Raw genomic sequence first — 24,140 nt, 5'->3', positions numbered from 1 at the left:
TTATGAGGCTGGGTAATGGCAGATTTAAGTAGGAACAGGCAGATTTAAGGGGGCAAGGGCAGCGGCTACTGCAATTGAAACTGCCGCTGCCAGTCAGCTTTAATGCTTATCGTGATACAACTCGCATGCTTCCAGGGTGTTCTCTACTAAGCTGGCGACTGTCATCGGGCCTACACCACCCGGCACCGGCGTGATATAACGCGCATGTTTTACTGCTGTGCCGTATTCCACATCACCGACCAGCTTGCCACTGTCTAACCGGTTAATGCCGACATCAATGACCAAAGCGCCCGGTTTTACCCAGTCACCGGGGATAAACTCCGGCCGGCCTACGGCGACGACTAATAAATCGGCGCGGCGCACCTGTGCTTCCAGGTTGCGGGTAAATTTATGACACACCGTAGTTGTGCAGCCGGCCAGTAACAGCTCCAGCGCCATTGGCCGGCCAACGATGTTAGAGGCACCTACTACCACCGCATCCATACCTTTTACATTAACACCGGTGCTTTGCAGCAGTGTCATAATGCCTTTGGGGGTACAAGAGCGCAGGGCCGGCATCCGCTGGGCTAAGCGGCCGATATTGTAAGGGTGAAAGCCGTCGACGTCTTTGTGCGGGTTTATCCGCTCTAAAATAGCAGAAGAATCTAAGCCGGCCGGTAACGGCAGCTGTACAAGGATACCGTCGACTGTGTTGTCGTTGTTCAGCTTATCAATTAACTCAATCAGCTGTTGTTCAGAGGTATCAGAGGGCAGGTCGTACGACACTGAGTGAAAGCCTACTTCTTCACAGGCTTTGCGTTTACTGCCCACATAGACCTGTGACGCAGAGTCTGAACCTACCAGCACAACGGCCAGCCCCGGTGCTCTTTTACCTGCGGCAACCCGGGCGCGAACCTGGGCGGCAACTTTATCTTTTGTTGCCTGGGCAACGGCTTTGCCATCAATAATTTGTGCTGTCATTTGCTTACGTCTCTGCCATGATTTTACTGCGCTATATTTTCGCACAGCTACCCGCTGAACGCCATCCTGCAGTAGTCTTAGCACAATAGGTTCAAATAATAGGCAATCAGTTGATTTGTGCAAAAAAAGGTTTGACGCTATAGCCCCTCAGCTGTAATATTCCGCCCCGTTGCAGCAGTGCAGCAATGTCGGTGATTGGCGCAGCTTGGTAGCGCACTTGGTTTGGGTCCAAGGGGTCGCAGGTTCAAATCCTGCATCACCGACCATCTTTAAAATGGTTTGGCATACACGTGGTTTGGGTACTCTTAATCCACGGGTCGCAGGTTCAAATCCTGCATCACCGACCATTATATTTATAGCTTGGTAGGGCTTTCGATAGTGCGCCCGTAGCTCAGCTGGATAGAGCAACGCCCTTCTAAGGCGTGGGTCATAGGTTCGAATCCTATCGGGCGCGCCATAACAAGCGCAAAGCAGTTTCAGTGGTGGTTGTAGCTCAGTTGGTAGAGCCCCGGATTGTGATTCCGGTTGTCGTGGGTTCGAACCCCATCATCCACCCCATCTTCTACATAGTTTTACAGTCGGTGATTGGCGCAGCTTGGTAGCGCACTTGGTTTGGGTCCAAGGGGTCGCAGGTTCAAATCCTGCATCACCGACCATTCTCCCATCTTTAAAGCAAAACAGCGCACTTGGTTTGGGTACTTTTAATCCCACGGGTTGCAGGTTTAAATCCTGCATTAACGACCATTCTGCCTGATGTTTCTGAAATTTCTGCATAATTTACTTCATTAGATTTTTATCAGAATTTATTGTCATCTATTCATTCCCATTTTTATTTGCTCTGATATATGCTCGTTACAAAGCATATTTTTGGAGACTGCGCTTTGATTATTGCCGAAACTCCCCGGTTACGGATCCGGCATCTGGTGTCAGATGACGCCGCTTTTACCTGCCGTTTGCTGAATGAGCCTTCCTTTATCGCCAACATGGCCGATCGTGGTGTGCGCACTGAACTGGATGCGGTGCGCTATTTAGCTGATGGGCCAGTGCGAAGCTATCGGGAGCATGGCTACGGTTTATTCTTAGTAGAAAGCAGCACCGACGCAATTGCTTTGGGGTTTTGTGGTTTGTTGTTTCGTCAACATTTACAGGAAACGGATATAGGCTTTGCGTTTTTACCTGAATTCTGGGGCCGGGGCTATGCGTTTGAAGCGGCGTCGGCAGTAATGCATTTTGGCTACGGTCAGCTTAATTTACCCAGAATTGTTGGTTTGGTTAGCGCCGGCAACATTGCATCTATTAAAGTGCTGACCCGCCTTGGGCTACAATTTGAAAAAATGGTTGCCATGTTGCCATCAAACGAGTCGGTACAACTATACGCATGATGCACGACCAAGGTGGCCAGTTTGCATAGTTTTGTAATAAAATTACATAAATTCTCAATTTTGTTGCCTTGCGTACTTTGAATAGTAAATATTCACCTCCTTTATAGTTTAATTAAAACAAATGCTTGGGCTGTATTTGTGTGCAGCTTAAATTTATGAAACTGTAACCCGTGTGGAATCGGGTTACAGTTTTTGCTACTATAGCCGCCGGAACAACCATTGGAGGAGTTATGATTAACCCATCCTGGCGGCGGGTCGTACTTAAAGTCGGCAGTGCCCTGATAGCGCCAGACAACCAGGGGTGTAGCGAACAGTTTTTGCGTCCCATAGCCGAATTTATCCGGCAATGCCGACTACAGGGTCTTGAAGTTATCCTGGTCTCATCTGGCAGCGTAGCCGCTGGCCGCCATCATTTTAACTTTCAGCATCAACGCGTGCCTATCGCACTAAAAAGAGCGATGGCTGCTGTGGGCCAGAATCAACTGATGAATTTCTGGAGCAGATGCTTTGATTTTCCTTGTGCGCAAGTATTGTTGACGCATGGCGATTTAAGTGACCGTGTGCGCCACGTTAATATTAAGAATACCTTACGCCGTTTGCTTGACCATCAGGTATTGCCTATCGTCAATGAGAACGACACTATTGCGACAAAAGAGCTTAAGGTAGGCGATAACGATAATTTGGCCGCAATGGTTGCCACTGTAGCTAATGCAGATGCTTTGATTATTTGCTCAGATGTAGCCGGGCTTTACACCGCAGATCCTAATAAAGATCCCGCGGCAACTTTAATTGCCGAGGTGCGTCAGATTGATCAGTATATATATGGTTTAGCCGGTGGCGCTTCATCTAAAGTGGGCACCGGTGGTATGCTGACGAAAATTGAAGCAGCAGAAAAAGCCACAGCGCACGGCATTGATACGGTGATTATTGACGGCCATAAACCTGATGGGTTTCAGTGTATTTTAGCGGGTAAAAATCCGGGGACTATTTTCTTTGGCCAGGCCAAACCCTTACCGGCTAAAAAACATTGGGTGCGTCACACGTTAAGAGCTAAAGGTGAGATCTGGGTTGATGATGGCTGCATTGAAGCCTTGTGCCGTCAGGGCGCGTCGTTGCTGTGCAGTGGTATTGTCAGCATTAATGGCGAATTTGACTCAGGCGATGCAGTTTTGGTGCGCTGCGCCAATGGCAAGCGCAAAGTTGCCAAGGGTGTCACCCGTTTTAGTGCCAGTGAATTATTTAGCATAAAAGGTCAGCAAAGTCGTGATATTGCCGCTTGCCTTGGTTATTGTCCTACCGGCAGCGATGCGGTGATCCATCGCAGTGAAATGATGTTACTGGAGAGAATATGACTACCGAAGTTGCGGTGCAAATAGCCGCGAAAGCGTCACACGCTGCTAAAGCTGTGGCAAATTTAACCACCGAACAAAAGAATTTTGTGCTGCAAAGTATGGCGAATCATATTCGTGCCGCCAGCACTGCTATTTTGAATGCGAATAAAGATGAAGTGGCCACTGCCAGTGCCAATGGCACCAGTGCGGCGATGTTGGACCGCTTAACGCTGAATAATGACCGCATAGATGCGATGGCTAAAGCCATAGAGCAGATCATAGCTTTACCCGATCCTGTTGGCGCCAGCCGGCATATCGAGCAGCGACCAAACGGTATTAATATTGAAAAACGCCGCATTGCACTGGGTGTTATTTGTATGATTTATGAAGCCAGGCCCAATGTTACCGCTGATGCCGGCGCTTTATGCTTTAAAGCAGGCAATGCCGTTATCTTGCGCTGTGGCCGTGAAGCCATACAAACCAGTCTGGCGATAGCTGCTGCGATGCAGCTGGCGCTGCGTGAGCACAATTTACCGGCAGAAGTAATAAGCATAGTGCCTGATCCGGATCGTGATTTATTGCTGTCACTGTTAAAACAAGACCAGTTTATCGATTTAGTTATTCCGCGCGGCGGCGAAGGCTTAATCCGTTTTGTTACTGAGCACAGCCGCATTCCGGTGATACAACATTATAAAGGTGTATGTCATCTGTATGTTGACCAAAGCGCTGATTTAAACATGGCATTGGGGCTGCTACTAAACGGCAAAGTGCAGCGGCCGGGCGTATGTAATGCATTAGAAGGCTTGTTGGTAAATAAGCATATTGCTGCTGATTTTCTGCCACTGGTTGCCAATGCTTTATCAGAGCACGATGTGATTGTGCATGCCTGTAAAGACAGCCTTGGTTATTTTAAGCAAGCACAGCCAATTGCGGATGACGAATTTGGCCAGGAATATCTGGCGCCTGAAATTGCAGTTCGCATAGTTGATGACATTGATGCGGCCATGGCGCATATTGACCGGTTTGGTAGCCAGCATACTGAAGTGATCTGTACCGCAGATGTAGTCAATGCCAGCCGTTTTATCCGTATGGTCGATTCTGCAGTGGTAATGCATAATGCTTCTTCGCGTTTTTCAGATGGTGGCGAGCTGGGGTTGGGGGCCGAAATCGGTATTTCAACCAGTAAACTTCACGCTTATGGCCCAATGGGGCTCGAAGCGCTGACCACGGAAAAATATGTGGTAACCGGCAGCGGCCAAACCCGTACCTAACTGATAAAAAGCGGCTTAATAAACGAGCGCAGTATAGTTATCTCACTGACTGTGCTGCGTTTTTTTTAGCTGTTTGCAGTAGTAAAGTTAGGGGCTCGACGTCAGACATTTAGCCCGCTATAATGCCGCGTCCTATTTTATAACAGGTCTGGTTCAGTGCTGCGTTTTGATACCAGATCACACCAGTAAGGCGTCAATTACACGCCTGTTTTTGAATTTGAGGTAACAAGATGCAAGTTTCTGTGGAAACCACTCAAGGTTTAGAGCGCCAGTTAACAATCACGGTTGCGGCAGACAAAATTGATACTGAAGTAAAAAGCCGTTTACGTGATCTGGCCAAGCGTCAGCGTATCGACGGTTTCCGTCCGGGTAAGGCTCCGGTTGCACTGATCCAGAAGCGTTATGGTCTGGCAGTATTACAGGAAGTGGCCGGCGAACAAATGCAGCGCCATTTTTACGAAGCCATTATCGCTAACAAGCTGACACCAGCGGGCAACCCAACTTTTGCACCAGGCCAGTTAGAACAAGGCAAAGATTTAGAATTTAAAGCCACTTTTGAAGTGTATCCGGACGTTGAAGTTAAAAATCTGGACAAAATCGAAGTGAACAAGCCAGTGGTTGAAATTGCTGACGCTGACTTAGACAAAATGCTGGAAACCTTGCGTAAGCAACACGCTAAGTGGGAAGCAAAAGCTGATAAAGCGGCAAGCGCAGATCGTGTTGTAATCGATTTTGTAGGCTCTATCGACGGTGAAGAGTTTGACGGTGGCAAAGCAACTGATTTCACTCTGGAACTGGGCCAAAACAGAATGATTCCTGGTTTTGAAGATGGCATCGTAGGTAAAAAAGCCGGTGAAGAAGTTACTGTTGACGTAACATTCCCGGAAGAGTACCACGCAGAGAACTTAAAGGGTAAGGCTGCCAGCTTTGCTGTAACAGTAAAAGCTGTTGAACAACAGGTTTTACCTGAGCTTAATGATGAATTTGCTACCTTGTTTGGCTTGGAAACCGCCACTGTTGATGCGCTAAAGGCTGAAGTGCGTAAAAACATGGAACGTGAGTTAAACCAGAATATTAAAGCTAAAGTAAAAGAGCAGGTTATTAAAGGTCTGTTGGCGAACAACGACGTTGACGTGCCACAAGCGCTGATCAAAGGCGAAGTTGAAGTGTTGCGCAAGCAAGCATTGCAGCGTTTTGGCAACAACCTGGATCCTAAGCAATTACCAGAGTTGCCAGCCTCATTGTTTGAAGAGCAGGCAAAAGATCGTGTTAAAGTAGGTTTGTTGTTGGGCGAGGTTATCAAAAATAGCGAACTGAAAGTAGATGATAAAAAAGTGCAGGCGTTAATAGAAACTGCTGCTTCTGCTTATGAAGACCCGCAAGAAGTGATTCAGTACTACAACAGTAACAAAGAGCTGCTGCAAAGCATGCGCAATGTGGCGTTGGAAGAGCAGGCCATAGACGTTATTCTGGCTTCAGCTAAAGTAACTGAACAAAAAGCGGCTTTTGATGAGATTATGAATCCTAAGGCAGCCAACTAGGATTGACTTCTGTTGGCTTGACAGCTTTAATGGCTCGAACAACTGTTCGGGCCATTTTATTTTCTGCCCCCGCAAAAACCCAGTCTGAAAGAGGGAATTCTGTAATATGTCTATGCCACATCATCTGAATGACATAGTTAATGCTCTGGTGCCTATTGTTATTGAGCAAACCGCAAAAGGTGAACGCTCTTTTGATATCTATTCACGTCTGCTAAAAGAACGGGTGATTTTTCTGACCGGTCAGGTCGAAGACCACATGGCGAACCTTATTGTGGCGCAATTATTGTTCTTAGAGTCGGAAAATCCGGAAAAAGACATCTATATTTATATTAATTCTCCAGGTGGCTCGGTAACGGCTGGTTTGTCAATATACGACACCATGCGTTATATCAAGCCGGATATTGCTACGGTGTGTGTTGGTCAGGCCGCCAGTATGGGTGCATTTTTACTATCTGGTGGTACTAAAGGTAAGCGTTACTGTCTTCCTAACGCCCGAGTAATGATTCATCAACCGTTAGGCGGTTTCCAAGGCCAGGCAACTGATTTTGAGATCCATGCGCGGGAAATTTTAAGTATAAAAGAAAAGCTAAACCGGTTAATGGCAGAGCACAGTGGTAAGAGCTATGAGCAGGTGTGTAAAGACACTGAGCGTGATAACTTCTTAAGTGCGCAGCAAGCCTTGGATTATGGCCTGGTCGATGCCATATTAACCAATAGAGAATCGAAGTAACCATATTGGCCGCTCTGCATCACAGAGTGGCAACGTAGTGAAAGAGGTAGTTACATGTCTGATCACCGCACTGACGGCGATAAGAACGGTAAACTGTTGTACTGTTCTTTTTGTGGCAAATCACAGCATGAAGTGCGTAAGTTGATTGCAGGCCCACAGGTATACATTTGTGATGAATGCGTTGATTTATGCAATGACATCATCCGTGAGGAAATTAAAGATATTTCCCCAAAACGGGATGCGGATAAATTGCCCGTGCCGCGTGAGATCCGTACTCATCTGGATGATTATGTTATCGGCCAGGAACATGCAAAAAAAGTACTGGCGGTTGCGGTATACAACCATTATAAACGCTTACGTAGTGCCCAGCATAAGCAAGACGTTGAACTGGGTAAAAGTAATATCCTGCTAATCGGGCCTACCGGTAGTGGTAAAACTTTGCTGGCAGAAACCTTAGCCCGTTTGCTGGACGTGCCTTTTACTATGGCAGATGCGACGACGTTAACTGAAGCCGGTTATGTTGGTGAGGATGTTGAAAATATCATCCAGAAGCTACTGCAAAAATGCGATTATGATGTTGAAAAAGCACAGCGTGGAATTGTCTATATCGATGAGATAGATAAGATTTCCCGTAAATCGGATAATCCGTCTATTACACGTGATGTATCGGGTGAAGGTGTGCAACAAGCGTTGCTTAAGCTGATTGAAGGCACTGTGGCATCAGTACCGCCGCAAGGTGGACGCAAGCATCCTCAGCAGGAATTCTTACAGGTTGATACCTCAAAAATTCTGTTTATTTGTGGTGGCGCTTTCGCCGGGTTGGATAAGGTTATTGAACAACGCTGCGCTAAAGGTTCAGGCATAGGTTTTGGTGCTGAAGTGCGTAGTAAAGAATCTAGTCGCAGTTTAAGCGAATCGTTTCGTGATGTTGAACCGGAAGATTTAGTAAAGTATGGCCTGATCCCTGAGTTCATTGGGCGTTTGCCGGTAGTGGCGACGCTGACAGAACTAGATTTAGATGCATTAGTGCAAATTCTAAGTCAGCCGAAAAATGCGTTAGTGAAACAGTTTGCTGCGTTGTTTGCTATGGAAGATGTGGAGCTGGAGTTCCGTGAGGATGCGTTAAAAGCTATCGGACAAAAAGCTATGGAACGCAAAACCGGTGCCCGCGGGCTGCGTTCTATTGTCGAGGGTGTACTGTTAGATACAATGTATGAGCTGCCTTCGATGCAGGACGTGTCTAAAGTCGTGATTGATGAAACTGTGATCCGTGGTGAGAGTGATCCCATTCTTATTTATCAAAGTAGTGAGCCAGTGGCGGCTGAATCACATTAAGCCGTGATTTTACTGAAAAAAGGAGCTGAATTAGCTCCTTTTTCGTATCTGCAATTGAAGTTTTTAAAACGAACCCCATATACTGAATCATATTTGCGCCTGCAGTAACTAAATTTCAAGAGAGGATCAATGACATCTGAACACGCTGAACGTTTGCATATGCCGGTGTTGGCGCTACGCGACGTTGTAGTTTACCCGCATATGGTTATTCCGCTGTTTGTCGGACGAGCTAAGTCTATCAAGTGCCTTGATGCCGCTATGGAAAATGATAAGCAGATTTTCCTGGTAGCACAAAAAGACGCTACGCTGGATGATCCCACTGCTGACGATCTGTATCAGGTTGGTACCGTTGCGACCATCTTACAACTGCTGAAATTACCGGATGGCACGGTAAAGGTGTTAGTCGAGGGCAGCCGCAGAGCGCGTCTGACTGAGTTTACAGAAACCGATAAAGCCTTCACTGCATATGTTGAGATGATTGAAACTGCTGAGATAGATAGCCGCGAGCAGGAAGTGTTTTTGCGTTCAGCTATTAACCAATTCGAAGGTTACATCAAGCTAAATAAAAAAATTCCGCCAGAAGTGCTTACAGCGCTTAGCGGTATTGATGAGCCTGCGCGTCTGGCAGACACCATGGCCGCGCATATGCCATTGAAGGTCGAAGATAAGCAAAAAGTGCTGGAAATCTTCAATGTCACTGAGCGGTTAGAATACCTGATGGCGATGATGGAGAGTGAGATAGACATCCTGCAGGTAGAGCGGCGAATTCGTAGCCGGGTTAAAAAGCAAATGGAGAAAAGCCAGCGCGAGTATTACCTGAACGAACAAATGAAAGCCATCCAACGTGAATTAGGTGAGTTGGAAGATGCGCCGGATGAGTTTGAAACCTTAAGCAAAAAGATTGCTGATGCACAGATGCCGGCAGAAGCGGCTGATAAAGCTAAAGCAGAACTGCAAAAGCTAAAGATGATGTCACCTATGTCAGCTGAGGCGACAGTAGTGCGTAGCTATATTGACTGGCTGGCGCAGGTACCCTGGAAAGCGCGTAGCAAGGTTAAAAAGAATCTGGCAGTAGCAGAGCAAATTCTGGATGCCGATCACTACGGCCTGGAAAAGGTAAAAGAGCGTATTGTTGAATATCTGGCGGTGCAGCAGCGGGTTAATAAGCTAAAAGGCCCTATTCTGTGCTTAGTAGGCCCGCCGGGCGTAGGTAAAACCTCACTGGGGCAATCGGTAGCAAAAGCAACCGGCCGTAAATATGTGCGCATGGCGTTAGGTGGTGTGCGTGATGAAGCAGAAATTCGCGGTCATCGCCGTACCTATATCGGCTCCATGCCGGGTAAAATTATTCAAAAAATGGCGAAAGTAGGGGTGCGAAACCCGCTGTTTCTGCTAGATGAGATTGACAAGATGGCGTCAGATTTCCGTGGTGATCCGGCGGCGGCGCTATTGGAAGTATTAGACCCAGAGCAAAATACGGCCTTCAGCGATCATTATCTTGAAGTGGATTATGATTTGTCAGATGTCATGTTCTTTGCGACATCAAACAGTCTGAATATTCCGGCGGCTCTGTTAGACAGGATGGAAGTTATTCGCCTGGCCGGTTATACCGAAGACGAAAAACTGAACATCGCCAGACAGCATCTGATAAACAAACAGATTGGTCGTAACGGTTTGAAAGTAGATGAAATTGCTATCGAAGACAGCGCTATTATCGGTATTATCCGTTATTACACCCGTGAAGCCGGTGTACGTAGTTTAGAGCGTGAGATTTCAAAACTGTGCCGTAAAGCGGTAAAACAAATACTGCTGACAAAAGACCTGAAGCAGGTGGTGATCAACCAACAAAACCTGGAAGAATTCTTAGGTGTACAGCGCTATGACTATGGTAAAGCCGAAGACAGCAACCGGATTGGTCAGGTAACCGGCTTAGCCTGGACTGAAGTTGGGGGGGATTTACTAACGATAGAAGCTGCATCGGTTATCGGTAAAGGTAAATTAACCTATACTGGTTCGCTTGGCGACGTGATGAAAGAGTCCATTCAAGCGGCGATGACTGTGGTTCGCAGCCGGGCAGAGTTGCTGCGCATAAATGCCGACTTCTATGAAAAACGTGATATCCATGTGCACGTGCCAGAAGGTGCTACCCCCAAAGATGGCCCCAGTGCTGGTATTGCTATGGTCACTGCATTGGTATCAAGCCTGACGGGTAACCCGGTACGAGCTGATGTAGCCATGACAGGTGAGATTACTTTGCGTGGTGAGGTGCTACCCATTGGCGGATTAAAAGAGAAGCTACTAGCGGCGCATCGTGGTGGTATTAAGCGGGTACTTATTCCGCATGATAACGTTCGTGATTTAAAAGACATCCCGGAAAATGTGAAAGGTGACATCGAAATTTGCCCGGTAAAATGGATTGACGAAGTGTTACAACTGGCGCTGCAAGAGCCGCTTGAGCGCGTTTCGCCTGTAGAAACAACAAAAAGTACTGCCAAAAGCAAAAAAACGGAAAAAAATCCGGTATAGGGGCTTTTCATTCCTGTTGGCTGTGCTAACTTATGGAAAGTTTCGACCAAGCCCTTGTTATACAAGGGCTGCAGTCAAAGCCAGAAATATTAGTTTTGTCGCTTCTTTTGCTTGCAAGCATAAAAGATGCTTGTTATAACGATCGGGCTAATTTACAGAACTAGTAAAGTGTAGTTGTTGAAAATAATAACAATTGAAGGGGATGATATTGTGAACAAGTCTCAACTTATCGACAAAATTGCTGCTGGTGCAGACATTTCTAAAGCGGCAGCTGGTCGTGCTTTAGATTCGTTCATTGACGCTGTTACTGAAGCTCTTAAAGAAGGCGACTCTGTAGCATTAGTTGGTTTTGGCACTTACAGCGTACGCGAGCGTGCAGCCCGTACCGGCCGTAACCCACAAACTGGCGCTACTATTCAAATCGCGTCTGCGAAAATTCCTTCTTTCAAGCCAGGTAAGGCGTTAAAAGACGCTTGCAACTAAGCTGTGATAGTGTCGCTTGCGGCACATACAGTTTGGGAGCGCAATAAAGATAACTTATCGGTTTCGCAATGCCTCCCAAGGCTTCTCTAAAAAAAGCGCATCTGCTAAGATGCGTTTTTTTTTACGGCAATGACCACGGCGTCAATGCCTCCTTGCCGCGTAAAGTTGAATAAAGAGATGACACTAAGATGTTAGAAAAAATCAGAGAAGGCTCACAGGGAATTATTGCCAAGTCTATTTTAGGCTTAGTGATCCTGACATTTGCCCTTGCGGGTGTTGGTAGTTATTTAAGCACGCCGGCAGAGCAAAATGTTGCTGAAGTAAACGGCGAAAAAATCAGCAGGGCGGATTTTGATCAAGCGTTTCAAAATGAGCGCGCCCGAATGCAACAGCAGTTTGGCGAAATGTATGCTGCGTTAGCTGCAGATACAGCTTATATGAACAATTTTCGCAATGATGTGCTTGAGCGTCTGATCAACGAAAGGCTTGAGCAACAACTTGCCACTAAATTGGGTTTACGCGTCAGCGACGAGCAAGTACGTGAAGCCGTGCGTGGCATGTCAGAGTTTCAGATTGATGGTGTTTTTAACAACGACCGCTATTTAGCGTTACTACGCCAAGCAGGTTATCAGCCGGACCAGTTCCGGGAATTAATGCGCTCGCAAATGACGCGTAATCAATTGCTATTAGGTATGGTTGGTAGCGAGTTTGCTACTGCGGCTGAAATGCAGTTGTTGATGAAGTTACAACAGCAGCAACGTGATATTGCCTTCTTGCGGTTTAACGCGGCTGATTTTGCAGACCAGGTGGAGCTTACCGAGCAGCTGTTGCAAGACTATTACATTACGAATTTGTCACAGTTTGAAACCGCGCAAAAGGTTGCGGTTGAATATATCGAGATCTCCTCTGCATTATTGGCGTCTGATGTTCCTGTAACAGTCGAAGAAGTTGATGCTTATTACCAGGCGAATAAAGCACGTTACAGTCGGCAAGAACGTCGTCAGGTTGCGCACATTATGCTGGAATCAGAGCAAGATGACGCTGAAGTAAAAGCACAGGCCGAGGCTTTATTAGCACAACTTAATGCCGGTGCCGATTTCGCTGAGCTGGCGAAAGAAAAGTCCGCTGATACCTTTTCTGCGGAAAATGGTGGTGTGTTGGACTGGTTAGCTGCCGGTGATATGGATCCGCAGTTTGAGCAAGCAGCGTTTGCTTTAGCGGCACAGGGCGACCTGAGCGGTGTGGTAAAAAGCGCCTATGGCTACCATATTATTAAGCTGCAGGCACTGGAGCCAGCCCAGATTACACCTCTGGCAGAAGTTGCTGACGATATTTCCCAACGGATCAAGCAAGAACGTGCTAGCAGCGCTTTCTACGAGTTGCAGCAGCGTCTGGCTGAGGTCAGCTTTGAAGTACCTGACACGTTAGAAGAGGCCGCTCAGGTTACTGGTCAAAAGGTCATCACTACACCGCTGTTTAGCCGCAGTGAAGTGACACCACCTCTGGCAACACCGGCAGTACTGAATAAGGTTTTTGATGCTGGTTTTATCGCTGAAGGTTTAAACAGTGAGCTGATTGAGCTGGATAAGGAACATGCCATAGTTGTTCGTGTTAAGGAACAGCTACCAGCACGTACGCAAAGTTTGGACGAAGTAAAAGTTCAGGTTGAAGCCGCAGTAAAAGCAGAGCAAAGCGCGTTGTTGTCGAAGCGTCAGGCTGAGAAGGTGCAGGTAGTCGCATTAGAGACAAGTTTGGCTGCGCAGGCTGAGCAATTAGGTAAGACGTTAGAAAGTGCTTTATCAACGCCGCGCTTTGGTGGTTCACTTGATGGTCAAATTCGGGCTAAAGCTTTTGCGATGCCACGGCCAAAGGCAGATCAAGCCTCAGTGGAGCTGGTTGAGCTGATTAACGGCGACGCTGTGTTAGTAACCGTAACGGCGGTGACTGATGCTGAAGTGGCCGCAGTTGCTGATGCAGCTCAGTTAGAATCGCTCGCAGATCAACAGGCGGAGAAAGTATACCGCGCAATGATAGCCGCGATAAAAGCGGATGCGGATATCAGCCGTAATCTGCGAGCAATGCAAAGTACAGAACAGTGATATCTGTCTGGTGACTAAAAAAACCGTAGCTCGCTACGGTTTTTTTATGCCTGTGAACTACTGATAAGCTTACGAGTATAGTCATATTGCGGGTTGCTAAAGACCTCATTGGCGGCGGCGTAATCAAGCATTTTACCTTGATACAGTACTAATACATCGTCGGCGATATGTCGAACCAAACGTAAATGATTCGAGATTAACAAGTAAGCCAGGCCGGATTTTTGCTGCAATTCCAGTAATAAATTTACAATTTGTGCACGTAACGAGGGATCAAGTGCGGTTAAAGCTTCATCCAGAATTAATAATTTGGGGTCCAAAATTAATGCTCGGGCCAGAGCCACACGCTGCAGTTGACCGCCGGAAAACATATGCGGATAGTAATCTGTATGTTCATTTAGTAAACCCAGCTGTTTCAGCGTCAGACGTACTTTCTGTGCGCGTTGTGTGACATCAAATACGGTATTCAACCGCAAAACATCATCCAGCATTTGGCCAATTTTCTGGTTGGGGTTAAGTGATTTAGCTGCATCCTGAAAAATAAAGCGGATAGTATGGTTGTATTGCCGGTAGTGACTGGTAGTTACCGTATCACCCGCTAACAGGATATCACCGTGGTCAGGCTTTTCTATGCCCACCAGTAAGCGCGCAAGTGTGCTTTTGCCTGAACCTGTTTCACCAACTATTGCCAGTGTTTTACCGCTATGTAATGTAAAGCTAATATCTTGCAGAGCCTGTACCGTGCGATAGCGAAATAAGCTGGTTTGCTTTCGGTAACTTTTACTCAGTTGCTGTACGTCTAATAGTGGAGTCATTATGTTTTACCAATTAATGGAAAGTGGCAACTGTAGTAATGGTTTTGTAGTCGTTCTATGGCAGGCGTTTTTACGCATTCTTTCCGGGCATTTGGGCAGCGCGGCCCCAGCCGGCACCCAATCGGTAGATGTTGTAGCACTGGTATACTGCCAGGCAAGGCATACAAAGGGGTTTTTGGTACCAGGTCTGGTTGAAACTCCGGTACACTTTTTATTAGTGCATTGGTGTATGGATGAAATGGCTGTTTAAGGATTGCGGCGGTTTCTCCGGCTTCAACTAATTGGCCGCAGTAAAGTACACTGAGAGTTTGGGTGTAACGGGCGATACTCTCTAATTCATGACTGATAAGCAGCACTGAGGTACCTTTGAGCTGATTAATGCTGCTAAGTAAACGGAACAACTGTGCTTGAGTAGTACTTTCCAGTGCAGTGGTTGGTTCGTCGGCAATCAACAGCTTTGGACTTTTGGCAACGGCCATAGCAATCATAATTTTCTGGCAAATCCCCTCAGATAGCTGATAAGGATAGCTTTGCAGCACAGCTTGGTGGTCTCGTATACCGACTTTATGCAGTAAAGCTATGGCTTTATGACGGCGCAGATAATGTCTTTTCCACCATGGCCCCTCCAGCACATGCCCCGGGATAGCCTCTTCCAGTTGTTCAAGAATAACTGCCGTTGGGTCAAGGCTGCGGCTAGGCTCCTGATAGATCATGGCGATATCTCGGCCAATAATCTTACGCTGTTGCTCGTAGGGTAGGTTGATTAAGTCTTTACCTGCCCAGTTGAAGCGGTCTGCGGTCACTTGCCAGCGCTTGTTTAGCACGCCAACAATAGCCTTAGCTATTAAACTCTTGCCAGAGCCTGACTCGCCAACCAAACCTCTGGTCTCGCCTTCGCGTAAGCTGAGATTTACCCGGTCTACTGCCCGGATCAAGCCATTAGCTGTCGACAGTTCAATGGTCAGGTTTTTTATGTCAAGTAGCAGCATTAGCTATCCCGCCGTTTCTTAATCGCATTTCGCAGCCCGTCACCCACCAGATTGACACATAATACTGCCAGGAAGATCAGCAATCCGGCCATTGCAACACCTGATGGCGCCAGATAGATTAAATCCAGTGAGTCTGCCATCATGGCGCCCCATTCTGCGGTGGGGGTTTGTGCGCCAAGACCAAGAAAACCCAAGGCGGCAATATCAAGAATGGCAGTAGACAATGCCATTGTTGCCATCAAGGTAAGTTTTTCCCATATGTTCGGCAGGACGATGCGACTAAATATTTGTAAGTTATTAGCCCCATCAAGGCTGTAAGCAATGACGTAGTCCTGATTTAACTGTTCGGCGATGGCATTGCGGATGCCATGAACAAACTGTGGCAACAGAGCCAACATGATTGCCCAGGTGGTGTTTAATAAACCTGGGCCGAGGATAGCGACGATAATGATAGCCAGCAACAACGACGGTATTGTTAGTGCTAAATCTAATATATGGTTAAATACGCTGGATTTTACCCCCCGGCTCATGCCCGCCAGAGTGCCCAACAGCAGCCCCATCAATAGTGCGCCAATTACGGTAATAACGGCTATACCAAAAGTATAACGTGCGCCTATTAGCAAACGGGAGAAAATATCCCGGCCCAGATCGTCTGTGCCAAGTGGGTATTGCACTAAACCAAGTTCTGACCATGACGGTGCTAGTAACAATAGACTGTCGTTTTGCAGGTACGGATTATGTGGCGTTAACAAAGGTGAGAGTATCGCCAGTACGAAGAAAGCTGTGAACAGCACTAAGCCAGCAACAGCACTGTGCTGAGCGGAAAAATCTCGCCACAACTGCCTGGCTGGTGAACGGGCAAGTAACTCCGCAGAAATTACACCAAATTGTGCCATTTTAGCGTTTCCTGGCTAATGGATTAAATAAAGTATGCAGTACTTCAGTAAGCATATTCACGCTGATAACCAACGTTGATATCACTAGCAAGCCGGACTGAATGGCAGGAAAGTTCCGCTGATAAATACTGTCTATCAGCCAGCGGCCAATACCGGGCCAAGAGAAAATGACTTCGGTAATCATGGCCAGCGTGAGCAAGGTACTAAACTGCAAGCCAATTTGCCGTGTTACTGGTAGTAACGCATTGCGTAGACCATGCCGGTAAAGCACCTGGATTCTGCTCAGGCCTTTCGCTCGTGCCGTTTTTATATAACTCTGCTCCCATACTTCCAGCATAGAGTCACGGGTAAACCTTATCATTACTGTGGTTGGAAATGTAGCTAGCACTATTGTTGGCAGCAATAAATGCCGTATTGCATTGAGCAATGCTTCTTGTTGATACTGACTTTGTGCCAGTAATATATCGACCAACATGAAGCCAGTGTTGTATGGGATCTCATATAGCACACCAATGCGGCCTGCGGTGGGCAACCAGCCGAGCCATAGTGAAAATATCATGATCAGCAGCAACGCCCACCAGAAAATAGGTAGTGAGTAACCGGCGAGTGCTATTGAAGATATACTTTTGCTGACAATGCCATCTGGCTTAATGGCTGCGACAATCCCCAACGGTATGCCGACAAAAAATGAAATCAATAATGCGTATGCTGCCAGCTCCAGTGTGGCGGGTAGCAGCAGCTTTATTTCAAGTAATAGGGGTTGCTGACTGGCAAAGGAAAGCCCCCAGTCACCGCTGATTATGCGTTGCAGATAAGCAATATACTGTTGTATATAGCCTTCATCCATGCGGTATTCGCTAACTAAATGCGATAACTGTTCTGCTGGAATAGTACGCAAACCCGTGAAGTTTTGTAGTGGTTCGCCAGGAAACAGATAGCCCAGGCTGAAGGCCAGGATACTTAGCGCAATGAACACGAATGCCAGTAAAAACAGACGGCGTAGTAAATACAGTATCATTTGGCGTCCTTGCTTGCGCCTGCCAGGGCAATGCCGCCGTAGGGATTAATCTGCACACCGCTAATCTGGCTGTTTAGCGCCTGAAAACGTTGTGAGTGGGCAATACTTAATAGTGGCATTTGCTCTGACAGATACTGCTGTGCTGCCATATAGTAGCTACGGCGTTGTTTTTGGTCTGCAGTTAATAAGGCCTGTGTGATCAAGCGGTCAAAGTTTTCATCACACCAGTTAGCTCTGTTGCTTCCGGTTTGCGCAGCACTGCAGCTGAGTAAAGGCCGAAAAAAGTTGTCGGGGTCGGCATTATCTGCCGACCAGCCAATCAGTACTGAGTCGTGCTCATTGTCACCTAGTTTACGGCGAAATGTATTCCATTCATATGATACGACAGAAGCCCGCACGCCAATTTGAGCCAAATCTGCTTGCATCAACTCTGCCATCTTCAGCGCGTTTGGGTTGTACAACCGTTGTACAGGCATTGCCCAAATATCCATACTAAATCCAGACGCATAGCCGGCTTCTGCTAACAATGCTTTGGCTTTAACAGGATTGTATTGCAGGGGCTCTAAGTCGGCATTATATGCCCATGAAGTGGGTGGCAGTACCGAGTTAGCTGCGGTGGCATGGCCAAAGTACACCGCCTGTAAAATAGCATCGCGGTTAATTGCCATAGCTAACGCCTGACGCACTTTAACATTGTTAAAAGGTGCTTTGGCGGTATTAAAAGCCCAGAAACCGATATTCATCGCTGTGCTTTCCTGAACGTCTACATCTGCGCGTTTGCTGATCAATTCCAGTTCGGCAATACGTGGGAATGCGACTACGTCACATTCGTGAGTAAACAATTTGGCCATTCTCCTGGCATTATTCGGCACAATATCAAACACCAGCTGGTCAGGTTTAGCCAGTTCACGCCAATAGTTGTTATGGCGATAGTAGCGGATCAGCACATCTTTTTGGTATTCACGAAATCGGAACGGACCAGTGCCTATGGGGTGGCTGTCTATTCGGTGTAACTGACCAGATTGCAAGAGTTGCTGGCCATATTCAGCAGACAAAATAGCCGCAAAGTCAGTTGCCAGGTTAGACAGAAATGAGCTGTCGGGTCGGTTCAGTTCAAACGTTACCAATAACGGCTGGTCGGCGCTTACATCAGCAACAAGTCCCGCCCAGTCAACACTTTGGAAAAAAGGATAGTTCCCGCCTCCTTGAAAATGAAACGGATGCTGCTGTTGCATAATCCGGTTAAAGGTAAATAGTACGTCGTCTGCATTAAGTGCGCGGCTGGGGCTAAAATACTCCGTCTGGTGAAACTGCACACCGTCTTGCAAGCTAAAATGATAGACTTTACCGTCGTCACTTACCCGCCAACTGCTGGCCAATGCAGGTTTTAGCTCACCAGTTTGTGGGTCGATATCCAGCAAACGGTCATATAGTTGTTGGCTGATGGCATCGATGGTGGTACCTGAGGTAACCAACTGCGGATTAAAAGACTCCGGCGAGCCTTCTGAGCAATATACCAGGCCGGCGCGCATAGTCTCTGGCAGTTGCGGTTGGCAAGCACTAAGCATCATAACGCCATACAGGAACGCGCTAGTTCTAGCTGCTCTTAACCGGCGCGCACTGGCACCTATAACAGATTTCATGTTTGCTGGCTGTCCAGTAACTGATATTTTTTCATATAACCACGTAACTGATGATAGGTCAGGTTAAGTAAATCAGCGGTTTTTTTCTGATTGTACTGGCTGGCAGCCAGTGCTTGTTTTATCAGGTTAATCTCAAAGTCTTGCGACAGGGTTTTAAAATCTTGCATCTGGGTAAAATCCAGTGACTCTGTCGCAGACGTTGCCGCACTGGCAGACGTGTTGGTTGGCACTGGCTCTGCATCGATATGCGGTATTATTGCAGTTTTCACTGCTTTAATACGTTGGGTCGGCCGAAATGGTGACTCAAATGGATCCAGTTGAATGTCATGCACTGGTACATAACCATTATTGGTGCGATACACCGAGCGTTCAACCACATTTTTTAGCTCGCGTACATTACCCGGCCAGTGATAATCGAGTAAAGTGCGTTTGGCTTTTTCACTAAAGCCGCTAAACAATTCTAAACCCAGTTCCCGCGCCATATTAATAGCAAAATGCTCCGCTAGCAGCAGTATGTCTTCGCGTCGCTCACGCATAGGCGGCAAAGTAATAACATCAAACGCTAAACGGTCTAGCAGGTCAGCACGAAATTCACCATGCTCTGCCAATGTCGGTAAATCTTCATTGGTGGCACATACCAGCCTTACGTCAGTTTTTATTGAGCGGCTGCCGCCAACCCGCTCAAATTCGCCATACTCGATAACCCGAAGTAGCTTTTCTTGCACCAAGCCGGGTGTATTGGCCAGTTCATCCAAAAACAGTGTACCACCATTAGCACGCTCAAAGCGTCCTTCGTGACGCTTACTCGCGCCGGTGAATGCACCGGCCTCATGGCCGAATAATTCGCTTTCTAACAGGTTTTCATTTAATGAGGCACAGTTCAGTGTTAAATACTGCTGATCCCAGCGCGGCGACAAAAAATGCAGGCGTGCCGCGATCAGCTCTTTGCCTGTACCTCGCTCACCGATAATTAACACCGGTTTGTCTAGAGGTGCTATTTGTGACACTTGGTCTAGTACGTTTAGAAAACTATTAGACTGGCCTATCAGATTATCTTGTTGAAATTTTCGGCTCATGGCGTGCTATTAGTTAGTTAAATTGGCTAATTAGTAGTGTATTTCATATAGTCAGCAAGCTGAAGCACTAAAGTGAAATAATTAAAAAACAATATAAATCATGGCTTTAAATTAATTTGCAAAGTTGGCAAGGAAACTGAATAAGCTAGATTGTATTTAATCAGTCAATTTAAGAGGTAAACATTATGGGTATTTTTTCACGCTTCTCAGATATTGTGAATTCAAATATTAACGCCCTGTTAGATAAAGCCGAAGATCCAGAAAAAATGGTACGGCTGATTATTCAGGAAATGGAAGATACGTTAGTTGAGGTACGCTCATCTTCTGCCAAAACTATCGCAGAGAAAAAAGAGTTGCAGCGTGTGGTTAACCGGTTGCAGGAAGAAGTGGCCGACTGGCAGGCAAAAGCCGAGCTGGCACTTAGCAAAGAGCGGGATGACTTAGCGCGTGCAGCATTAATTGAGCGGCAAAAAGCAGCAGAGCAAGCTGATACGGTTGCAGCAGACATTGCTAATCTGGACGAGCATATCGGCAAGTTGCAGGACGAGGTAGGGCAGTTGCAGGAAAAACTGGCCGATGCCAAAGCGCGGCAGAAATCGATGTTAATGCGCCAGAAAACAGTAGCGTCACGGCTGGAAGTGAAGAAGACTCTGGACAGCAATCGTATTAACGACGCGATGTACAAGTTTGAGCGTTACGAGCAAAAAATTGATACGCTGGAAGCTCAGGTTGAAGCCTATGATTTAGGTAAGAAGACCTTAAAAGACGAGTTTGCTGAGCTGGCTGCTCAGGACAAAATTGATAATGAGCTGGCGGCATTAAAGGCTAAAGTTAATCAGAAAGACAAAGACGCTTGATAAGCAGGTGTCTGGGAGTTGCAAATGGATATTCATGAGTTAATTTTTGTACCACTAATCTTGTTCATGATTTTTGTGGCACCAATTTGGGTCATAATGCATTACCGCAGTAAGAACAAGATTGGCCAGGGGTTGTCAGACCAGGAATTGTTGCAGCTAAACGATTTGGCTCATCGGGCAGAGAAAATGACCGACCGCATTAAAACACTGGAAGCGATTTTAGATGCGGAAAGTCCGAAGTGGAGGTCGCAACATGACTAAGCTCAAACGCGAGCTGTTACGTGACGATGCCAATGGCAAAATTGCCGGCGTTTGTGCCGGTATCGCCGACTACTTTGGCTGGGAATTATGGCTGGTGCGTATTATTACTGTATCTGCCTTTTTCCTTGGCGCCGGAGGTTTTGTCTTTGTACTGTACATTGCTGCTTGGGTAGTTCTGGAAAAAAAGTCGAAGGCTGCTGCGAAGTTTGACACCGCAGCTGACTTTAAACCGGCAGCGGAACGGCCAGTTGAAGTGAAAACCCGCGTTTGGCAACGCGGTGAAGCGCCAAAACAAGCGTTGCAGCATCTAAGCACACAGTTTAATAACCTGGAGCTGCGTTTACGTGATTTGGAACGCCATGTTACATCGGCGAAGTTTCAGCTAAACCGCGAGTTTAATAGCCTTTAGGGGGCTTTATAACCTGATGAGTTTATTGCAAAAAATTCAACAACAACGGCACGATCTTACCCATCGTGCCTTTGATCGTCATATTCGTTTGGGCGTTACCGGCCTTAGTGGCTCGGGTAAAACGGCCTTTATTACCTCGCTTGTACACCAATTAACGCAGGGCGACGCGTCAGCTAATTTGCCATTTTTCGATGTGGTGCGTGAGCAGCGCTATCTGGGCGGGAAGCTGGCGGCACAATTGCCCGATATGCCGCGTTTTCCGCTGGAGCAGAATCTACAATACCTGCAGCAAGAGCCACCACAATGGCCACCATCCACCCTTGGCAGCAGCCGGCTGGGTTTACAACTGCGTTATAAAGCCGCCGCCGGATTACGAGCGCGGCTGCAGTCGCACAGTGAGCTAGCGCTGGATATTATTGATTATCCCGGAGAATGGTTGCTGGACTTGCCGTTGCTGGACATGAGCTATCGGCAATGGTGTGAGTTTAGCTGGCAATTGTTTAACCGTGAGCACCGCGCTGCACTGGCTCAACCGTTTTTGCAACAACTGCAAGACGCAGATTTAGCCAACGACGGCGAGCTGTATGTACAGCAACTTACCGACAGATATAAACAGCTGTTACAGCAATATCATGATTTGCCGGGCGCCTATTTAAACCAACCCGGCCGTTTATTAGTGCCGGGCCCGCTGGCCGGCGCCCCTATGTTGCAGTTGTTTCCGCTGTTGCCGCAGCAGGCAGAACAAAACACGGCTTTGGTCGCTAAGTTAACGCGGCACTACGACAGCTACTGTAAACATGTGATTAAGCCGTTTTATCGGCGCTACTTTGCTGCGTTAGACCGTCAAGTAATCTTAGTCGATTGTTTGTCGGCGTTAAATGCCGGCTACGCTGCCACACAAGAGTTGCAGCAAGCGTTGCGGCTGATATTGCAAAGCTTTAACTATGGCCCGTCCAGTTTGTTAAGCCGGCTATTCAAACCACGAATCAGTAAGGTCTTGTTTGCTGCCAGCAAGGCTGATCATGCTACGCCAGAGCAGCACAAAGCCCTAACCTTGTTATTACAGCAATTATTGCAACAACCGCTAAAGCACAGCCAATATCAGGCTGCTACCACAGAAGCCATGGCCATTGCCGCCATTCGTGCCAGTGACAGTGGTTTTGTCCGCGTCGATAGCCTGGCGCAACCCTGCATTAGCGGTACAGGATTGGCGCAACAAGCGTTAACGTATTTCCCGGGGGAAGTGCCGGCCACTGTGCCTAACCGCGCGCTGTTTGCCACACATAAATTTGATTTTATACCGCTGCGGCCTTTGCCGTGGCACGAAGGACAAGCGCTGCCGCATGTGCGGATGGATCATGTATTGCAGTTTTTGCTGGGAGATAAACTAGGATGAGTGAATTAAAATCGGCGCAGCATTTTGACCATCAAAGCCTCACAGCAGAAACGCAGCAGGAGCCGGTAAGGTTAAAAGCCGCAGGTTACTACCATGATAACGATTTTGTCGCGGTAAATGCTGCAAAACCGCCGGTAGCGCTGCGCCAGACAAACAACTGGTGGTGGCGCCTGGCAGGTATTACGCTGTTGGCAATAGTACTGTTGTCTGTTTGGCGATGGAGTGTGCTGGTGCAACAAAGCTGGCAAAACAGTGTGCTGCACGGCGCTCTGCTAAGTGTGATTAGTGCGGCGGTGGTTGTGCTGTTAACAACAGTATTATGGCGCGAGTTAACGTTGTGGCGCCGATTAGCACGCAACCGGCAATGGCAGCAGAGTGCGCAGCGTATTCGTCATAGTGTGCAGTTTGGCGAGGCTGAACCCTTATGCCGTCAGGTTGCTGCCAGTTTGCCGTCAAGCCCGGCTATAGCCACAGCGCTGCAGCATTGGCAAGGTGCACTGCAACCGCAACATAGCGACGAAGAGCAACTGCAACTGTTTGAACATTTTGTGCTGGCTGAACTGGATAAACAGGCGCAGCAACTGGTTTACCGTGCGGCAACTGATACCAGCCTTGCCGTGGCAATCAGCCCTTTTGCCTTGGCTGACATGTTGCTGGTGCTGTGGCGTAGCAGCCGTTTACTGCGTGAATTGGCTCAGCTGTATGGCGGCGCTATAGGGCAACTGCGCAGTCTGGTGTTGCTAAAACGTTTTATGGCAGCATTGCTGTGGGCCGGTGGTTCAGAGTTGGCACTGGATATGGCGTCAGACGTTATCGGCAGCGAGCTGACGGCAAAACTATCTGCCCGTGCCGGCCAGGGCGTGATTGCAGGTTTACTGGTCGCCAGGCTAGGTAATTTAGCGCAACAACAATTACGGCCATTACCGGCCGGCAAAACGGCTAAAGTCAGTATTAAAGCGCTGAGCAGTGCGTTACTACAGCGTTTTAACGGTGCAGTGCAAACTAAAGCTGACAGTTAAACGTCAGGCTATTTAGCTGCGCCGGACTGCAAGATGTCTGGCGTGCTTCCATTAATATGTGTTTCTGCTATTTGTTACAGCGACTCTAACTTTCAGTAGCAGTAAC

General features: G+C 47.4%; 21 protein-coding genes and 4 tRNA genes. 18 read left to right on the top strand and 7 right to left on the bottom strand.

All coding sequences use genetic code 11. The annotated features are described in order from the left end of the window. Positions 1 to 99: 99 nt before the first annotated feature. On the bottom strand, positions 100 to 960 hold the full coding sequence (folD, locus tag ACYVIC_RS17775; RefSeq protein ID WP_460862101.1) for a bifunctional methylenetetrahydrofolate dehydrogenase/methenyltetrahydrofolate cyclohydrolase FolD: 861 nt from the start codon (positions 958 to 960) through the stop codon (positions 100 to 102). 189 nt (positions 961 to 1,149) lie between these two features. Here folD and ACYVIC_RS17770 point away from each other — a divergent pair. From ACYVIC_RS17770 to ACYVIC_RS17710, 13 genes are all read left to right on the top strand, one after another. Continuing rightward, positions 1,150 to 1,226, top strand: a tRNA-Pro gene (locus tag ACYVIC_RS17770). A 114-nt stretch (positions 1,227 to 1,340) separates the two neighbouring features. Further along, positions 1,341 to 1,417, top strand: a tRNA-Arg gene (locus tag ACYVIC_RS17765). Between the two features lie 25 nt (positions 1,418 to 1,442). Further along, positions 1,443 to 1,518, top strand: a tRNA-His gene (locus ACYVIC_RS17760). Positions 1,519 to 1,539: 21 nt separating this feature from the next. Further along, a tRNA-Pro gene (locus ACYVIC_RS17755) sits at positions 1,540 to 1,616 on the top strand. A gap of 225 nt (positions 1,617 to 1,841) precedes the next feature. Further along, entirely contained in the window at positions 1,842 to 2,342 is a 501-nt protein-coding gene (locus ACYVIC_RS17750) for a GNAT family N-acetyltransferase (RefSeq protein WP_460862099.1), read from the top strand. 230 nt (positions 2,343 to 2,572) lie between these two features. After that, on the top strand, positions 2,573 to 3,694 hold the full coding sequence (proB, locus tag ACYVIC_RS17745) for a glutamate 5-kinase (protein ID WP_460862097.1): 1,122 nt from the start codon (positions 2,573 to 2,575) through the stop codon (positions 3,692 to 3,694). Further along, positions 3,691 to 4,944, top strand: coding sequence for a glutamate-5-semialdehyde dehydrogenase (locus tag ACYVIC_RS17740; protein ID WP_460862094.1), 1,254 nt, complete (start codon positions 3,691 to 3,693; stop codon positions 4,942 to 4,944). The genes proB and ACYVIC_RS17740 overlap by 4 nt, the downstream gene beginning before the upstream one ends. Positions 4,945 to 5,174: 230 nt before the next feature. Beyond that, complete coding sequence (tig, locus tag ACYVIC_RS17735; RefSeq protein WP_460862093.1) at positions 5,175 to 6,485, top strand: trigger factor; 1,311 nt, start codon at positions 5,175 to 5,177, stop codon at positions 6,483 to 6,485. 106 nt (positions 6,486 to 6,591) lie between these two features. Beyond that, on the top strand, positions 6,592 to 7,215 hold the full coding sequence (gene clpP, locus ACYVIC_RS17730; protein ID WP_460862091.1) for an ATP-dependent Clp endopeptidase proteolytic subunit ClpP: 624 nt from the start codon (positions 6,592 to 6,594) through the stop codon (positions 7,213 to 7,215). 54 nt (positions 7,216 to 7,269) lie between these two features. After that, positions 7,270 to 8,550 (top strand): ATP-dependent protease ATP-binding subunit ClpX, encoded by a 1,281-nt coding sequence (gene clpX, locus ACYVIC_RS17725; protein ID WP_460862090.1) that lies wholly within the window; start codon positions 7,270 to 7,272, stop codon positions 8,548 to 8,550. A gap of 129 nt (positions 8,551 to 8,679) precedes the next feature. Then, positions 8,680 to 11,076: an endopeptidase La gene (gene lon, locus ACYVIC_RS17720; RefSeq protein ID WP_460862088.1), complete on the top strand. Its 2,397-nt coding sequence runs from the start codon at positions 8,680 to 8,682 to the stop codon at positions 11,074 to 11,076. A 210-nt stretch (positions 11,077 to 11,286) separates the two neighbouring features. Then, a complete protein-coding gene (hupB, locus tag ACYVIC_RS17715) occupies positions 11,287 to 11,559 on the top strand; it encodes a nucleoid-associated protein HU-beta (RefSeq protein WP_008220336.1) in 273 nt (90 codons plus the stop codon). A 188-nt stretch (positions 11,560 to 11,747) separates the two neighbouring features. After that, positions 11,748 to 13,658, top strand: coding sequence for a SurA N-terminal domain-containing protein (locus ACYVIC_RS17710; RefSeq protein WP_460862087.1), 1,911 nt, complete (start codon positions 11,748 to 11,750; stop codon positions 13,656 to 13,658). Between the two features lie 44 nt (positions 13,659 to 13,702). Here the strand turns inward: ACYVIC_RS17710 and ACYVIC_RS17705 are convergent, their stop codons facing one another. From ACYVIC_RS17705 to pspF, 6 genes are read right to left on the bottom strand one after another with little or no spacing between them, the layout of a single operon-like run. Beyond that, a complete protein-coding gene (locus tag ACYVIC_RS17705) occupies positions 13,703 to 14,470 on the bottom strand; it encodes an ATP-binding cassette domain-containing protein (protein WP_460862086.1) in 768 nt (255 codons plus the stop codon). Continuing rightward, positions 14,470 to 15,459: a peptide ABC transporter ATP-binding protein gene (locus ACYVIC_RS17700; protein ID WP_460862084.1), complete on the bottom strand. Its 990-nt coding sequence runs from the start codon at positions 15,457 to 15,459 to the stop codon at positions 14,470 to 14,472. The genes ACYVIC_RS17705 and ACYVIC_RS17700 overlap by 1 nt, the downstream gene beginning before the upstream one ends. Next, positions 15,459 to 16,355, bottom strand: a complete 897-nt coding sequence (locus ACYVIC_RS17695) for an ABC transporter permease subunit (protein WP_460862083.1) — start codon at positions 16,353 to 16,355, stop codon at positions 15,459 to 15,461. Before ACYVIC_RS17695 ends, ACYVIC_RS17700 begins: the two co-directional genes overlap by 1 nt. 1 nt (position 16,356) lies before the next feature. Then, a complete protein-coding gene (locus tag ACYVIC_RS17690) occupies positions 16,357 to 17,373 on the bottom strand; it encodes an ABC transporter permease subunit (protein ID WP_460862081.1) in 1,017 nt (338 codons plus the stop codon). After that, entirely contained in the window at positions 17,370 to 19,016 is a 1,647-nt protein-coding gene (locus ACYVIC_RS17685) for an ABC transporter substrate-binding protein (RefSeq protein ID WP_460862080.1), read from the bottom strand. Before ACYVIC_RS17685 ends, ACYVIC_RS17690 begins: the two co-directional genes overlap by 4 nt. Beyond that, entirely contained in the window at positions 19,013 to 20,092 is a 1,080-nt protein-coding gene (pspF, locus tag ACYVIC_RS17680) for a phage shock protein operon transcriptional activator (protein ID WP_460862078.1), read from the bottom strand. The genes ACYVIC_RS17685 and pspF overlap by 4 nt, the downstream gene beginning before the upstream one ends. Positions 20,093 to 20,277: 185 nt before the next feature. Between pspF and pspA the strand changes: the two genes are divergently transcribed. From pspA to ACYVIC_RS17655, 5 genes are read left to right on the top strand one after another with little or no spacing between them, the layout of a single operon-like run. After that, positions 20,278 to 20,949, top strand: coding sequence for a phage shock protein PspA (gene pspA / locus ACYVIC_RS17675; protein ID WP_460862076.1), 672 nt, complete (start codon positions 20,278 to 20,280; stop codon positions 20,947 to 20,949). A 24-nt stretch (positions 20,950 to 20,973) separates the two neighbouring features. Beyond that, the gene (pspB, locus tag ACYVIC_RS17670; RefSeq protein ID WP_205310960.1) at positions 20,974 to 21,210 is read left to right on the top strand and encodes an envelope stress response membrane protein PspB; all 237 of its coding nucleotides are present in this window, start codon (positions 20,974 to 20,976) and stop codon (positions 21,208 to 21,210) included. Continuing rightward, entirely contained in the window at positions 21,203 to 21,619 is a 417-nt protein-coding gene (pspC, locus tag ACYVIC_RS17665; protein ID WP_460862075.1) for an envelope stress response membrane protein PspC, read from the top strand. Before pspB ends, pspC begins: the two co-directional genes overlap by 8 nt. Before the next feature lie 16 nt (positions 21,620 to 21,635). Next, complete coding sequence (locus ACYVIC_RS17660) at positions 21,636 to 23,015, top strand: YcjX family GTP-binding protein (RefSeq protein ID WP_460862073.1); 1,380 nt, start codon at positions 21,636 to 21,638, stop codon at positions 23,013 to 23,015. Next, positions 23,012 to 24,034, top strand: a complete 1,023-nt coding sequence (locus ACYVIC_RS17655; RefSeq protein ID WP_460862072.1) for a TIGR01620 family protein — start codon at positions 23,012 to 23,014, stop codon at positions 24,032 to 24,034. The genes ACYVIC_RS17660 and ACYVIC_RS17655 overlap by 4 nt, the downstream gene beginning before the upstream one ends. Positions 24,035 to 24,140 lie beyond the last annotated feature (106 nt).

Source organism: Rheinheimera gaetbuli (assembly GCF_054781935.1).
The sequence above is the reverse complement of the archived record's forward strand: the minus strand, read 5'-3'. Positions and strand labels throughout refer to the sequence as shown.